Consider the following 14,634-nt stretch of genomic DNA (forward strand, 5'->3'; position numbering starts at 1 on the left):
CTCTCTCCTCAGGCAGCGGGGCGGATGGTGCGCTTCTCGATGCGCTTCTCGGGATTCGGGTTGTGCACGATGCGGTGCACGTAGATCCCGGGCAGATGGATGCTGTCGGGATCGAGCTCTCCGACCTCGACGACCTGCTCCACCTCCACCACCGTGACCTTGCCGGCCATCGCGCAGGCCGGATTGAAGTTGCGCGCGGTGCGCCGGAAGATCAGGTTGCCGCTCTTGTCGGCGAGGTGCGCCTTGACCAGCGCGACGTCCGGATTGAGCGCGCGCTCCATCACGTACTGCTGACCGTCGAACTCGCGGATCTCCTTGCCCTCGGCCACCAGCGTGCCGACCCCGGTGCGCGTGAAGAAGGCCGGGATGCCGGCACCGCCGGCGCGCAGCTTCTCGGCCAGCGTGCCCTGCGGCGTGAATTCGAGTTCAAGCTCGTTGGCCAGGTACTGGCGCTCGAACTCCTTGTTCTCGCCGACGTAGCTGGAGATCATCTTCCTGATCTGCCGCGTCTCGAGCAGCTGGCCCAGGCCGAAGCCGTCCACGCCCGCGTTGTTGCTGATGACGGTCAGGCCCTTGGCGCCGCTGTCCCGCAACGCCGCGATCAGCGCCTCCGGGATGCCGCACAGGCCGAAGCCGCCGACCGCCAGCAACTGGCCGTCCGCCACGATGCCGTCCAGCGCCGCCTGGGCGCTGGGGAAAAGCTTGTTCATCCGATGTCTCCTGCTTGCCGTTGAATCACGGGTTTCCAGAACTTGGTCGGCCAATCTACTACGTAAGGCATTACGTAAGCCGTACGTAGAATTGATTAAGCATCGCCGCTGCTGCGCAGCCATCCCGCCACCGAGCCACCCGAAGGAAGCCCGATGACCCAGCCCCTGGACGCGAAGTCCCCGGACGCGATGTCCCTGGACGAACTGCGCGCGCAGATCCCGAAGATCTTCGCGCCTTGGATCGTCGCACTCGGCCTGGATCCCGTCCACGCTGAAGACGGGCTGCTGCGATTGACGATGCCGGTGGCGGCGGACCTGGTCCACGTCGGCGGCGTGATGTGCGGTCAGGCCTCGATGGCCGCGGCCGACACGGCCATGGTTCTGATGATGATGCGCGAGCTGGGCGAGTTCCGCCCGATGACGACCGTCCAGCTGCAGTCGACCTTCCTGCGCCCGGTCTCGGGGACAAGCTGCACGATCGAGGCGCGCCTGCTGCGCCGCGGCAAGAACCTGGCGTTCGGGCAGATCGACCTGTTCGACGAACAGGGTCGGCTCGCAGTGCAGTCGACGACGACCTACGCGCTGCTGTGACGCCGACTGCGACTCCCATGAGCCTCGACTACCGCATCGCTTTCGACCAGGCCCCGATCGGGCTGGTGATTTCCGAACACCGCCTGATCAAGGACTGCAACCGGCTGGTGCTGGAGATCTTCGGCGCGGAGCGCGAGCAGCTGATCGGCCACAGCTTCGCGCTGCTGTATCCGAGCCCGGTGGAGTTCGAGCGCACCGGCGAGCGCATCGTCGCGAGCCTCGATGCCGCCGGCTATTACGCGGACGAGCGGGTGATGAAGCGCGTCGGCGGCGCGCGGGCGGGCGAGCTGTTCTGGTGCCACGTGTCGGGTCGCGCGCTGGACCCGTCGCAACCGCATGCGAGCGGCATCTGGAGTTTCGAGGACCTGTCCGCGACGCGACAACTGAAGGCCGACCTGACGCCGCGTGAGCGCGAGATCGCCGCGCTGCTCATCGAAGGTCTCACCAGCAAGCTGATCGGTCGCAAGCTCGGCGTGAGTCCGCGCACGGTGGATGTGTACCGCGCACGGCTGATGAAGAAGTACGGCGCGGCGAGCACGCCGGACCTTGTCCACCGTCTGCTCGTGTCATGAGTTTTGTTGCGTGACGTATTCCCGGGCGAGGCCCGACGTGGTCGGGAAATCACCTGGAATGCCCCCTTGGCAACATCGCGGAAACCTCGTTGCAAGCGCTCACAAGATCCTCAGAAGGACCGATGGATAGGGCAATCGCGCAAGACGTGACCCCGGATAGGCGATTTCATCGATGATTTGCGGGGCAACCCGGGGACGCGCAGGTGATTTCTCACGCACAATACGCGCCGTCCGGCGTTAGTCGGGCCCTAACCGCAGAGTCAAACGAATGAACAAGACCGAACTGATCGAACACCTGGCTTCCAAGCACGAACTGACCAAGGCCGAAGCTGGCCGCATCCTGGAAACGCTGCTGGACGCGGTGGTGTCCACGGTGAAGAAGGGTGGCGCTGTGTCCATCCCTGGCTTCGGTGCCTTCAAGCAACACGCCCGTGCTGCCCGCACCGGCGTGAACCCGAGCACCGGCGACAAGATCAAGATCGCCGCCGCCAAGCTGCCGAAGTTCACCCCGGGCGCCGGCTTCAAGGCCGCCGTGGACCCGAAGGCTGCCGCTCGCAAGGCTGCCGCCAAGCCGGCCAAGGCCCCCAAGGCCGCCGCTGCCAAGCCCGCCAAGAAGGCCGCCAAGAAGTAATCCACTTCTGGCAAACGCCGATCGCCTGGGTCGCTTGCGCGATCCCGGCGGTCCCGAACAAACCCGGCTTCTGCCGGGTTTGTTTTTTTGCTCCTACAGTTCCGCTATGTCCGCCCCCGCGCCCACCGCCGCGTCCATCGCCACGCCTGCCGCTGCGATCTCCCCGGCGCCCAGCCTGCGTGTGCTGTCGCTCATCCCCCCGATGACGCAGCTCAACACGCCCTACCCGTCCACGGCCTACCTGACGGGTTTCCTGCGCTCGCGCGGATTCCAGGCGGCGCAGCGCGATCTGGCGCTGGGCCTGGTGCTGAAGCTGTTTTCCCGCGACGGGCTGAAGCGCGTGCGCGCCGCCGTGCAGGCGATCCCGTTGCCGGACCGCGGTATCGCGTCGCGCCATTTCGACGAGTCCTTCGACCGCTACTTCGCCACGATCACGCCGGCGATCGCGTTCCTGCAAGGGCGCGACCCGACACTGGCGCACCGCATCAACACGCGGACCTTCCTGCCCGAGGGCGCGCGCTTCCAGACCCTGGAGGTCTACGTCGCCGAGGAAGGCGAGGATCCGCTGGCCTGGGCCTTCGGCGCGCTGGGTCTGCAGGACCGCGCGCGGCACCTGGCGACGCTCTACCTGAACGATCTGGCCGACGTGCTGCGCGAATCGGTCGATCCGCGCTTCGAGTTCGTCCGCTACGCCGAGCAACTGGCGACAAGCCAGCCGACCTTCGACCCGCTGCACGACGCGCTGAACGCGCCGCCCAACCTCGTCGACGACCTGCTGCGCGAGCTCACGCTCGCCGCGATCGACGCGGAGCAACCGGACGTGGTGCTGCTGTCGGCACCCTTCCCCGGCGCGGTCTACGCGGCGCTGCGGATCGGCCAGACGATCAAGCGCGAGCGGCCGCACATCAGGATCCTGTTCGGCGGCGGCTTCGTGAACACCGAGCTGCGCGAGCTCAACGAGCCGCGCCTGTTCGACTACGTGGACTTCGTGACGCTGGACGCGGGCGAACGTCCGCTGCTCGCGCTGCTCGACCACATCGCGGGCAAGCGCAGCCGACAACGGCTGGTGCGCTGCTTCATCCGCGAGGACGAAGGGGAACAAAGCGGCCAGGTCCGCTACATCAACTTCGTCGAACCCGACGTGCCCTTCGAGGACGTCGGCACGCCGACCTGGGACGGCCTGCCGCTGCACGACTACCTGTCGCTGCTGGACATGCTGAACCCGATGAACCGGCTGTGGAGCGACGGCCGCTGGAACAAGCTGACGATCGCGCACGGGTGCTACTGGAAGAAGTGCAGCTTCTGCGACATCACGCTGGACTACATCTCGCGCTACGAGGCGGCGTCGGCGAAGACGCTGGTGGACCGCATCGAAGCGATCGTGGCGGAGACGGGCCAGACCGGCTTCCACTTCGTCGACGAAGCAGCGCCGCCCAAGGTGCTGAAGGCGCTGGCGCAGGAGCTGATCGATCGCGGCGTGTCCATCAGCTGGTGGGGCAACGTGCGCTTCGAGAAGACCTTCACCCCGGAGCTCTGCCAGTTGCTGGCCGACAGCGGCTGCATCGCGATCAGCGGCGGCCTGGAGGTCGCGTCGGATCGCCTGTTGAAGCTGATGCAGAAAGGCGTGTCGGTCGAGCAGGTGGCGCGCGTGACGCGTGCGTTCACCGAGTCCGGCATCCTGGTGCACGCCTACCTGATGTACGGCTTCCCGACGCAGACGGTGCAGGACACGGTCGACGCGCTCGAATACGTGCGGCAGCTGTTCGAGAACGGCTGCATCCAGAGCGGCTTCTTCCACCGATTCGCGTGCACGGTGCACTCGCCGGTGGGACAGGATCCGAAGGCGTTCGGCGTGGAACTGCTGCCGCTGCCGCCCTCACCGTTCGCGAAGAACGACGTCGGGTTCGTGGACCCGACCGGCACGGACCACGACGCCATGGGGGACGCGCTCAAGAAGGCGCTCTACAACTTCATGCACGGCATCGGCGTGGAGCAGGACGTGCGACGCTGGTTCAGCGTGCGGGTGCCGAAGCCGAAGGTGGCCAAGCACTTCATCGCGGAAGCGCTGGACGCGTGAGGCCGCTTTCATCCGGGAGGATGAGCGCGGGCTCTCCACGGTGCATGGGGCCTCCCTCCGGGAACCCCAAGCACCATTCCGGCCCCACCGTCACTCGCTGACCCCGGACCCGCTGACTGCGAGAGGCTGCTGGCCCTCACCCCTGCCCTCTCCCGCAAGCGGGAGAGGGAGTAAGAGGAACGACGGACTCTCCAGGTCAGCTCGGTGCATTCTCACTCCCTCTCCCGCTTGCGGGAGAGGGCGGGGGTGAGGGCCAGCGGCCGTGGCCTAGCGCAGACCCGCCGGGGCAATCATCCCGGCGGCCGGGACCGCGTTCGTCGTCGGCCCCGCGCCCGGATCAGGCAGCCTCACCGGCCGGATGTCCAGCCGCACGTCGAGCAGCGTGACGTCCTGTCCATCGCCGTCGGCATCGATCCATCCCTGCGTGTCCGCACCGCGATAGAGCCTGAAGACGAAGCCCGTGCGGTCGCGATCGCCCTTGGCATCGGGCCGGATCCTCGCCGCCATCGCCCGCACCTCGGCGGCGGGTGAGCTCAGCAGCTCCGTCATCGCCTGAACAATGCGGTTGTCGCCGAGGATGTCCGGCTGGAAGCTGTCCACCGGCCCGCGCGAAGTCCCCGCCCCGCCCTGCGTCGAGGCGAGGACCGGCACCGCCGCGCCGGCCGCGGTCTTCCTCGGCGCCGGCATCGTGACGCCGGACCGCAGATCATGACGATCGCCGTTGTCGAGGTAGCTGATCCGCGCGCCGCGGACATTGAACATGCCCAGCGACGGATCGCTGCGCGCATCGCGCAGATCGACGAACAATGCCCCGCGCCCGCCGATGACGTCGATGCGATCGCCATGCACGACGGCGGCGCTGTTCTCCTCGACGCCGAGCCCGAAGCGATACCCCTTGGCCATCATCAGCGGCAGCATGCGCCCGATGCGACCGCGCTTGAGGAAGTGCTGGTCGACGAACAGCTCGTCGCCGACGAAGCCCAGGCCGCGGTCGATCTCCTGGCCTTCGCGCAGCGTGCCGCGCATGACCTCCATGACGTTGAGCGCATCGCGGAACATCACTCGGCTCATGATGGCCGCGCCGGCACTGGTGCCCGCGACGACGCCGCCGCGGCGGTAGACATCCCAGATGGCATCGAGCATCGCGGTGCGCTTTCCATCGGGCTGCAGCGTATCGACGATGAATCCCTGCGCGCCGCCGGAGAAGAACACCGCGTTGGACGCGCGGACCTTCGCGATCAGTTCGGGGTCGTTGAGGTTCTTCTGCAGGTCGGCGCCTTCGAGGCGCGGCGCGACGGGGATGTGCTCGGCCTGCGCGCCGTGCTTCTTGAGCGCGTCGATGATGAGCTTGGCGGAGAGTTCAGGATTGGCCGCGGCCGTGGCCAGCACGGCGAAGTGCGCCTTGCCGGGTCCGCCGGCTTCCTGGACGATGCGCGTCCAGACGGGATCGTTGTCCATGCGCAGGGCGCCACCGATGACGATGGCGGTCTGGGCCGAGGCGGCGCCGGAACCGAGCAGCGCCGCCAAGGCGAGCAGCGCGCGGATCCGGAACGAGATCAGGCGGAAGGCGTCCATGCCGCCTATCTTGCATATCGCGTGCCAGAAGTGAAGCAGGGTCTGCCTTCAACCTGGGGATGCGGATGGGGAATCTGACGCGCCCTCCCCTGAAAGCCCGCCTGCCGACCGGGGCGGACAGCGCACGGTAGTCTCACCACGACGGTGCCGAGCCGACTTCGGCGGCATCAAACGCGGATCAGGCGCGCATCAGGCGCGGTCGGCTTTGTTCTTGCGCTGCTTCTGCCGCGCCTTGCGAATGCGGTAGATCAGCAGCGGCACGAAGACCGCCAGGCCGACGACCAGCATGGACACGGCGCTGCCGCCCTTGCCGCCGGGCTGCGTCAAGCCGCGCAGGGAGGACATCAGCTGGCCGAAGCCGAAGGTGATGAGCCAGATGAAGAAGAGTGTGACCAGCGCGGAGAGCGCGAGGCCGAAAAGAGTGCGTTTCATGGAGACCGCGATGCTACGCGGTCTCGCGGCCCAATCGGATCGATCAGGCGAGGACGCTCATTCCTGATTCGCGAACGCGATCAACCGCGCGAACGCTTCGGCGACCCCCTCGTCGCTCATCGCGAGCAGGTTGTCGCCGACGTAGATTTCCGCCACGGCACGACCAGGAGAGCCCGTCGCCCGCGCCGCGTTGAACAGCCAGAGGCCGTCGCTCTCCGCGATCGCGTTCCTTGCGTCGATGAGGCGTTGCACTTCGCCGTCCATGTGCACGTGGAACATGTTGGCGTGCGGGGCAGCAGGATTGATGCGAATGCCGCTCACCCGACTCAAGGCCTCGACCACCGCGACGGTGCGCTCGAACAGACGTGGCATCAGCGCCAGGCGCTCGTCCAGGCGATAGGCCGCGGACGCTGCTAGCGGTGCCAGTTGGAAGATCGTCCCCCCCATGCGTCGGCGCCACACGCGCGCCTGCGCCATGGCGCGCTCGTCGCCCGCGAGCAGCGCGCCGGAAAAGCCGCCCAGGCCCTTGTAGGTCGAGACATAGACAGTGCCGGCGCCGGCCGCGATTTCAGCGTAGGTCTTCCCGTACCAGGCCGCGGCCTCCCACAGGCGCGCGCCGTCGAGATGCAATCGCGTGCCCGTCTCGGCGGCCCAGTCCTTGATCGCACCCAGCTCGTCCCAACTGGGCGACTGCCCACCGATCACGCGCGCCGGGAGTTCGAGCACCACCGACGACAAGGCCTCCGCGGGCTGCTCCAGATCGCGCCGGTTCAGCGTCCGATGCGCCTGTCCGAGGAAGGTCGCATGCAGCCCCATCACATGGGAGAACGCCTGCTCCTCTTCCGTCGCCAGATGGCAGGTCGCATGCATGCCGAAGCGCGGCAGCCGCTTGTCGTCCGCGTGCAGACGCAACGCGATCAACTGCGCCATGACGCCGCTGGGCATGAACACCGCAGCGGGTTTCCCGAGCAGACCGGCGACGCGCTGCTCCAGCAGTTCGACCGCGCCGCCATCGCCGTAGACATCGGCGGACACCGCGTTCGACCGCGCCCAGGCCGCGACGGACTCCAGGTCGTCGGCGAACGATCGCGGCGCGAAGCCCGACACCCAGCGGATACAGCGGTTCTTCAGGGCTTGAGTCTCGGCTGGCGTCATCGTGTGTCGCTTGTGGCGATGGGGAACGATCAGGATCGATCGGGTGGCGATTGAATCACGAGCTCCCCGTCGCGCGACAGTGTCACTTGGGATAGCCGACGTAGAACTCGCTGGCGATCTTCCAGTGACCGCCCACCTTCAGCAGGTGGAGGACCTTCCAGCCCTTGCCGCTGTAGTCCTCTTCCTGCAGCGCGGTCTCGTAGTCCAGAGAGACCTGCGCCAGCAGGCCGACCTGCTCGATCTTCACGTTCGAGAAGCGCTGCTTGTAGCGCCTGCCCGAGCCGAAGATCGCCTGCCTGAAGCCCTGGTAGTTCTGGACGTTCGCCAGACCGGCGGACGCGCCGAAGTCCTTTGAGACGCCGGAGAACGGGATGTTCAGGTCCAGCAGCTGGGATTCGAAACGACGGGCATCGCCGTCGGTCACGCTGCCGGTGTATTGCGTCAGCAGTTGCTGGATCAGGGCAAGGTCTTCGGTCGATGGGGCGTTCACGGTGGTGGTGTCCTTGAGGGGCTGGCTCGACGCCACCGATGCGCTGCCCGCCGGCGCAGCGTCGGCCGCGAACGGCAGGCTCGCCAAGGCGAGGCTCGCTGCGATCAGACGCAACGCGTCCCAGGGCTTGTTCATTCCGGGCATGAGTCTTCCAGTGGTCGAGAGATCGAGAGATCGAGAGATCGAGTAATGGCGAATGCGCCGATGCCAGGGGACATCGGCGCATCCGCAGTGTCAGGACCTGCCCGCCCTCGGACAAGCGCTGGCGCCGCAACGCTGCCATGCGCGCGGCGCAAGGAGGCGGTGTCGTTTACAGCTTCGTGCCGCCGCTCGCGTCCACGATCTGTCCGGTGGTCCACGCACCGTCCGGCCCTGCCAGGAACGCGACCACGCCCGCGATGAACTCGGGCTTGCCGACGCCCGGCAGCGCCTGCACCTGCGCCAGCGTCTCCTTGCCGCCCGGCTCGTTGATCCACGCGCTCATGCGGGTGTCGATGGCGCCGGGCGCGACGACGTTGACCGTGATGTTGCGCGGGCCGAGTTCAGCCGCCAGCTGCAAGCTCAACGCGTCCACGAAGCCCTTGCTCGCCGAATAGGCCGTGATGCCCGGGAAGGCGATGCGCGTCGCCGCCGTGCCGATGTTGATGACGCGGCCGCCATCGGGCATGACCGGCACCACGCCCTGGGTGACGTGGAACAGGCTGCGCATGTTGACGCTGACGAGGCGCTCGAAGTCTTCGACGCTGGTGTCGAGGAGTCCGGCGAAGACGGCGATGCCGGCGTTGTTGACCAGGATGTCGATGCGCGGCAACCCCAGCGCGGTCACGCGTTGGACCAGCTGCTGACCGCCGTCGACGGCCGACAGATCCGCCTGCACCACATGCGCGGTACCGCCGGCGGCACGCACGGCCGCGGCCAGCGTTTCCACTTCGTCGCGCCCGCTGCCGTAATGCAGCACAACCTCCGCGCCGTCGGCGGCGAGACGCTGCGCGATGGCGGCGCCGATGCCGCGCGACGCGCCGGTGACCAGGGCGATTTTTCCAACCAGGGACTTGCTCATCATGGGCTCCAAATAGACCGATCGGTCAAAATAAGGGGAAAGAAAAGCCGCTCGTGCGGCCGGTGGGGGAATCGGGAACGGCTCCGCCGTGCCTCAGCGAGGCATCAGCGCGACATCGGGGACAAGGACTGCGAAAGAGACGGTCAGCTCATATCGAGCACCGCCAACGCGAGCGCCACGGAGCGCTCCATCTGCGCGCGACTTCGCCCCGCCTGCGCGGCGACGCGGAGCCCGCTGGTCAGCGCGATCAGGAATTCGGCGAGTTCCGCCGAGGGCGTGGGACTGACGATGGAACCGTCGCGCTGGCCGCGTTCGACCGCGGTGCGCAACAGCTCGTGCGTGGCCTGCCAACGGCTGGTCAGCGCCCAGGCGAGCGGCGCGTCGGACAACCCTTCCAGCAGGCCGCTGGTGACGATGCAATGCTTCTCGACGGGGTTCTCGCTGGTGCAGCTCGCGACCATCGCGTCGTAGTACACCTCGATGGCCGCCCGGCCCGTCTCGGCCGCCTGCACGGCGGCGACGGTGTTCGCGGCGCGCTGCACCGCGCAGTCGATCGCCTGCAGGTACATCGCCTGCTTGTCGCCGAAGGTGTTGTACAGGCTCTGCTTGCCCAGCCCGGTCGCCTCCTGCAGGAGCGCCAGGCTGGTGCTCGCATAGCCGTGCGTGGCGAAGACGTCGGTCAGACGCTCCAGGACTTCGGATTCGGAAAAGCGGCGTTCGCGGGGCATGGGACGGATGCTACGGCGTATTTGACCGATCGGTCAATAGCCGCAATTTTCATCCGGTCTCCCCGCCCCGCGCGTTGGGGATCACGCCTTCGACAGGTCGTTGTCCTTCAGCGGCAGTTGCCGGATCCGCTTGCCGGTGGCCGCGAACACCGCGTTGAGCACGGCCGGCGCGGCCACCGCGATGGTGGGCTCACCGACGCCGCCCCAGAAGCCGCCCGAGGGCATGACGATGACCTCCACCGCCGGCATGTCGTACAGGCGCAGGACGCCGTAGGTGTCGAAGTTGGTCTCCGCGATGGCGCCGTCCTTGACGGTGTTGCCGCCGAAGAGCGCCGCACCCAGCCCGTACACGAACGAGCCCGCCACCTGCGCTTCCACCTGCTGCGGATTGACGACATGACCGGGGTCGGTGGCCGCGACGATGCGCAGCACCTTCAGTTGCCCGTCCTTGACGGAAACCTCCGCGACGGCGGCCGTATAGCTGCCGAAGCCCATGTACTGGGCGATGCCGCGGAACACGCCCTTGGGCGCGGGCTTGCTCCAGCCGGCGCGATCGGCCACGGCCTCCAGCACCGCGAGGTGCTTCGGGCGCCTGGCCATGTGCAGCTTGCGGAACTCGAAGGGATCCTTGCCGGCGGCGTGCGCGAGCTCGTCGATGAAGCACTCGCTGTAGATCGCGTTCTGGTTGGTGTTCACACCGCGCCAGTAGCCCGGACGCACATGCGGGTTGCGCATCGCGTGGTCGATCAGCAGATGCGGCACCTCGTAGCCGAAGTGCCCCTCGGGCGAGTCGGCCAGCAGCCCCTGGAAGACGGTCGCGTCGCCGTTGGCGGTGATCGCCTTCGGATTGACGAAGGACGTGATCGACTGACCGGCGATGCGCATGTGCAGCGCACCGATGCGGCCCTGGCCGTCGAGCGTCGCGCGCAGGCGGCACTGCGTGACCGGATGGAAGCGGCCCTGGAGCATGTCCTCCTCACGCGTCCACATCATCTTCACCGGCACGCCCGGGCGCTGCTTGGCGATGCGCACCGCCATCGCCAGATAGTCGGTCGCGAGGCGCCGCCCGAAGCTCCCGCCGATGCGCATCGGATGGACTTCGCAAGCGGTGATGTCGAGCCCCGCCGCATCGGCCACCGTCGCGAGCGCCGCCTCCGCGACCTGCGTCGGCGCCCAGACGTCGCAGCGCTGCGCGGTCCATTGCACCGTCGCGGACAGGGGCTCCATCGGCGCGTGGTTCTGGAACGGCGTGCCGTAGTCGGCCTCGATCACGCGGGACGCGCCCTGCAGCTGCGCCTTCGCATCGCCCTGCCGGTTGCCGACGAAGGGCGTGTCGCCTTGCAGGCCCTCGCTGATCATCGCGGCGATGGAGGCACTGCTGACCGACGCGTTCGGTCCCTTGTCCCAGACGACGGGCAAGGCGTCGAGCGCGCGCTTGGCCTGCCAGAAGCGGTCCGCGAGCACGGCGATCGTGGCGTCGTCGACCTTGATCACGTCGCGCACGCCGGGCATCTTCAGCACGGCCTGCCTGTCGAAGCTCACCAGCGTGCCGCCGTGGACCGGGCAGGCCTTGGGCAGCGCGACGATCATCCCGGGCAGGCGCAGGTCCATGCCGTAGACCAGCGAGCCGTTGAGCTTGTCGGCGGTGTCGAGCCGCTTCAGCGGCTTGCCGGCGATGCGCCACTGCGACGGATCCTTGAGGACGACGTCCTCAGGGATCGGCAGCTTGTTCGCCGCTGCGGCGACGGCGCCGAAGGTGGTCTGGCGCTTGGAGGCCGCATGGCGGATGGTGCCGCTGTCCACGGTGCATTCGGCGACGGCCACGGCCCATTGCTGGGCGGCCGCGCTGACCAGCATCGCCCGCGCGGCCGCGCCGGCCTTGCGCACGTAGTCCTGCGAGCCGCGGATGCCGCGCGAGCCGCCCGTGCCCATGTCGCGCCACACGCGCGCACGCGCCCGGTTCGCGCCCGGCTTCACCAGCTCGAAGCGGACGTTGGCCCAGTTGCATTCGAGCTCCTCGGCCACGAGCTGCGCGAGCCCGGTCAAGGTGCCCTGCCCCATCTCTGCCCGCGCGATGCGGATGATGACGGACTCATCGGGATGAATCAGCAGCCACGCCGTTACTTCGCCGGCCGGTGCTGCGCCCGTCGGCGCAACGCCCGGCGTCGGTGCCTGCGCTTGCGTCTGCGCCACCGCACTGGACATGGGCAGCGTGAATTCGAGGGCGAGGCCACCCGCCGCGAGGCCGGTTGCTTTCAGGAAATGGCGTCGGGTCGCGCCCGTCGCGCCCGTCGCGGTGGCGTCGGCGGTTGCGGCGGCCTGGGTGTTTGCGGCGCTCATCGCTGCGCTCCCGCGCCGCGCAGGCGTTGGGCGGCCAGCTTGGTCGCGGCCAGCACGCGCGGGTAGGTCCCGCAGCGGCAGATGTTGGTGATGCCCGTGCGGATGTCTTCATCGCTGGGATCGGGCGTCTGGGCGATCAGGGCGGCGGCGGCCATGATCATCCCGGGCTGACAGTAGCCGCACTGCGCGACGTCCAGTTCGGCCCAGGCTTCCTGAACGACCTTGAGCCGCGTCTGCCCCAGACCCTCGATCGTCACGATCTTCGCGGTGGCCGGCACCGCGCTGGCCGGCATCACGCACGAGCGCAGCGCCGCGCCGTCCATGTGCACCGTGCAGGCGCCGCACTGCGCGACGCCGCAGCCGTACTTCGTGCCGGTGAGCTGCAGCTCTTCGCGCAGCACCCACAGCAGCGGCGTGTCGCCGTCGACCTCCGCGCGCAACTGGCGGTTGTTGACGTTCAACTCGGTCATGGTCATGGCTTGCCTCCCTGTTCCAGGATCCAGGCGGAGAGCGCCTGGGCGTCCTCGGCGCTCACCTGCGGATTGGCGGGCATGGGCACGGGACCCCAGCGGCCCGAGCTGCCCTTGACGATGCGCGTGGCGAGGTCCGCCGCGGCGCCGTCCTGCTTCGCGTACTTGGACCCGATGTCCTTGAACGAGGGACCCACGAGCCGCTTGTCGACGGCGTGGCAGGCCATGCAGTTCTTCTTCTGCGCGAGCGCAGGATTGGCCAGGGCAAGACCCGGCACGGCGACCAGCAACGCGCAGCACGCGAGTGCAGACAGCTTCCTCATGAATGGCTTCTCCGGAGTGGCTTTTCGAAGCGGCGTACGCGCCGTGCAGGCACTCTAGGCGCGGCGGGAGCCGCCCACAATGCGCGAAAGCCTGCTTTGGGCGGCGGGCGCCCCGCACCCCGCACCGCCCGGCAGGCCGCTGCCGCCGGGGTGCACTCTAGGAGAGCGATTGGAAAGCCGATAGTCGTCGCGGCCTTGAAGGATTGACAAGCGAGGCTTGCCAATCGGACGCGCGTCCCGAGCCGGCCGCGGAGCCGCAGGCAGGGCTAGTCGCCTGCCGAGACCACCGGGGCGACCGGGACGTGAGCGCCCGCGGCCTTCCTCAGCCGCTTCATCGCCGCCTCCCGCTCCAGCCGCTTGCGGCCCAGGTACAGCCACCAGCCGGTGATGGTGAAGGCCGGCAGCATCAGCGCCGCGAGGAACATCGCGATGCGCCCGGGAAGGCCGAGCAGCGTGCCCATGTGCAACGGATAGATCGCCGCGAGCGCGCGGCCACCCGCGGGCTTGGCGTTGTAGCGCTCATCCTTGACGATCTCGCCGCCCTGCGCCTTGATCGTCGTGCGGTTGCGCGCGCGCTCATGCGCGGGCGAGGTGTCCAGCCAGGTGAAAAGGATGGGCGCCTTCGCGCCCGTCGGGACGCGGACGATCACCTCGCTCCAGCCGCCCGGCACCGCGGCGCGCTGGAAGGCCTGCCACGCCGTGTCGATGGCGACGACGGGCGCGCCGTCCGAAGGCTTCTCGGCCTTCTTCTCAGCCATCTTCTCGCCCATCGGCTTGGCCGGTGCGCGCGGCGGCCGCGGCTCGCCGAGCCACGCGCTCACCGGATCCCGCACGCCGTCGAAGGCCCAGAAGATCCCCGTCAACGTCACCGGCACATAAGCCGCCAGGCACGCTGTGCCGACGACCAGATGCAGCCGCCGCAGCAAGGCACGACCGCGCGTCTTGCGGTCGATGCGCCACCAGTCCGAGACGCTCTTCCAGTCGCGCGGCCAGCGCAGGTAGAGCCCGGACAGCGCCAGCACCAGCAGCCCGATCGCCAACACGCCGGTGACGACACGCCCCGGCTCGCGCGGCAGCAGCAGCCAGCGGTGCAGCGACTCGGCGACCTCGAAGAACACTGCGCCCTTCACGTCCGCCAGCGGCGCGCCGGTGACGGGGTTCAGATAGATCACGTCGCCGCGCCGCTCGCCGGGCGCGGGCTCCAGGATCGCCTTCGGCGTCCGACCGGGTTCCGCATACAGCGTGAGCGTCGCGATGCGTCGCTCAGGCTCCGCCGCCGCGAAGCCCTGCAGCAAGGTGTCCGGCGTCGCGGGGCGGTACGCGGGCGCTTCTATCCTCAGCACGCCGGGATTGATGAGCTCGGTGATCTCCTGCCGGAACGCGAGCGTCGCGCCCGTCAGCCCGATGAGCAGCAGGATCGAGCCCGCCGTGATGCCTAGCAGCCAATGCAGCTGGGTCCAGAACTTGCGCGCGGTCATCG

The 14,634-nt window shown here is 68.4% G+C and carries 15 protein-coding genes; 4 read left to right on the top strand and 11 right to left on the bottom strand.

The annotated features are described in order from the left end of the window. Nucleotides 1–8 precede the first annotated feature (8 nt). Nucleotides 9–710 carry a CoA transferase subunit A gene (locus ACQZ13_RS21060; RefSeq protein WP_431047823.1) on the bottom strand — a complete coding sequence of 234 codons (702 nt, stop codon included), beginning with the start codon at nucleotides 708–710 and terminating at the stop codon, nucleotides 9–11. Between the two features lie 153 nt (nucleotides 711–863). On the opposite strand from ACQZ13_RS21060, the gene ACQZ13_RS21065 reads away from it, so the two are divergent. From ACQZ13_RS21065 to ACQZ13_RS21080, 4 genes are all read left to right on the top strand, one after another. Next, nucleotides 864–1,301: a PaaI family thioesterase gene (locus tag ACQZ13_RS21065; RefSeq protein ID WP_431047825.1), complete on the top strand. Its 438-nt coding sequence runs from the start codon at nucleotides 864–866 to the stop codon at nucleotides 1,299–1,301. A 17-nt stretch (nucleotides 1,302–1,318) separates the two neighbouring features. Beyond that, nucleotides 1,319–1,873, top strand: coding sequence for a PAS and helix-turn-helix domain-containing protein (locus ACQZ13_RS21070; RefSeq protein WP_088405274.1), 555 nt, complete (start codon nucleotides 1,319–1,321; stop codon nucleotides 1,871–1,873). 268 nt (nucleotides 1,874–2,141) lie between these two features. Beyond that, the gene (locus ACQZ13_RS21075) at nucleotides 2,142–2,504 is read left to right on the top strand and encodes an HU family DNA-binding protein (RefSeq protein WP_067269564.1); all 363 of its coding nucleotides are present in this window, start codon (nucleotides 2,142–2,144) and stop codon (nucleotides 2,502–2,504) included. Between the two features lie 202 nt (nucleotides 2,505–2,706). Then, nucleotides 2,707–4,581, top strand: a complete 1,875-nt coding sequence (locus tag ACQZ13_RS21080) for a B12-binding domain-containing radical SAM protein (RefSeq protein ID WP_431053322.1) — start codon at nucleotides 2,707–2,709, stop codon at nucleotides 4,579–4,581. Nucleotides 4,582–4,848: 267 nt separating this feature from the next. On the opposite strand, the gene ACQZ13_RS21085 is transcribed toward ACQZ13_RS21080, so the two are convergent. The 10 genes from ACQZ13_RS21085 to ACQZ13_RS21130 form a co-directional block, all read right to left on the bottom strand. Further along, a complete protein-coding gene (locus tag ACQZ13_RS21085) occupies nucleotides 4,849–6,156 on the bottom strand; it encodes a cyanophycinase (RefSeq protein WP_431047828.1) in 1,308 nt (435 codons plus the stop codon). Between the two features lie 189 nt (nucleotides 6,157–6,345). Further along, nucleotides 6,346–6,588 (bottom strand): hypothetical protein, encoded by a 243-nt coding sequence (locus ACQZ13_RS21090; protein ID WP_431047830.1) that lies wholly within the window; start codon nucleotides 6,586–6,588, stop codon nucleotides 6,346–6,348. Nucleotides 6,589–6,645: 57 nt separating this feature from the next. Next, complete coding sequence (locus tag ACQZ13_RS21095; RefSeq protein WP_431047832.1) at nucleotides 6,646–7,743, bottom strand: threonine aldolase family protein; 1,098 nt, start codon at nucleotides 7,741–7,743, stop codon at nucleotides 6,646–6,648. 82 nt (nucleotides 7,744–7,825) lie between these two features. Next, nucleotides 7,826–8,368 (bottom strand): hypothetical protein, encoded by a 543-nt coding sequence (locus tag ACQZ13_RS21100; RefSeq protein WP_431047834.1) that lies wholly within the window; start codon nucleotides 8,366–8,368, stop codon nucleotides 7,826–7,828. Between the two features lie 175 nt (nucleotides 8,369–8,543). Beyond that, the gene (locus tag ACQZ13_RS21105; RefSeq protein ID WP_431047836.1) at nucleotides 8,544–9,293 is read right to left on the bottom strand and encodes an SDR family NAD(P)-dependent oxidoreductase; all 750 of its coding nucleotides are present in this window, start codon (nucleotides 9,291–9,293) and stop codon (nucleotides 8,544–8,546) included. Between the two features lie 143 nt (nucleotides 9,294–9,436). Beyond that, nucleotides 9,437–10,021, bottom strand: a complete 585-nt coding sequence (locus tag ACQZ13_RS21110; protein ID WP_431047838.1) for a TetR/AcrR family transcriptional regulator — start codon at nucleotides 10,019–10,021, stop codon at nucleotides 9,437–9,439. Between the two features lie 81 nt (nucleotides 10,022–10,102). After that, the gene (locus ACQZ13_RS21115; RefSeq protein WP_431047840.1) at nucleotides 10,103–12,361 is read right to left on the bottom strand and encodes a molybdopterin cofactor-binding domain-containing protein; all 2,259 of its coding nucleotides are present in this window, start codon (nucleotides 12,359–12,361) and stop codon (nucleotides 10,103–10,105) included. After that, a complete protein-coding gene (locus tag ACQZ13_RS21120) occupies nucleotides 12,358–12,831 on the bottom strand; it encodes a (2Fe-2S)-binding protein (RefSeq protein ID WP_431053324.1) in 474 nt (157 codons plus the stop codon). Before ACQZ13_RS21120 ends, ACQZ13_RS21115 begins: the two co-directional genes overlap by 4 nt. Nucleotides 12,832–12,833: 2 nt before the next feature. Beyond that, complete coding sequence (locus tag ACQZ13_RS21125) at nucleotides 12,834–13,154, bottom strand: c-type cytochrome (RefSeq protein WP_431047842.1); 321 nt, start codon at nucleotides 13,152–13,154, stop codon at nucleotides 12,834–12,836. A 266-nt stretch (nucleotides 13,155–13,420) separates the two neighbouring features. Next, nucleotides 13,421–14,632 (bottom strand): PepSY-associated TM helix domain-containing protein, encoded by a 1,212-nt coding sequence (locus ACQZ13_RS21130; protein WP_431047844.1) that lies wholly within the window; start codon nucleotides 14,630–14,632, stop codon nucleotides 13,421–13,423. Nucleotides 14,633–14,634: the final 2 nt, after the last annotated feature.

Origin of the sequence: Roseateles sp. L2-2 (assembly GCF_050613215.1) — a bacterium.
Taxonomy (GTDB): domain Bacteria; phylum Pseudomonadota; class Gammaproteobacteria; order Burkholderiales; family Burkholderiaceae_C; genus Roseateles; species Roseateles noduli.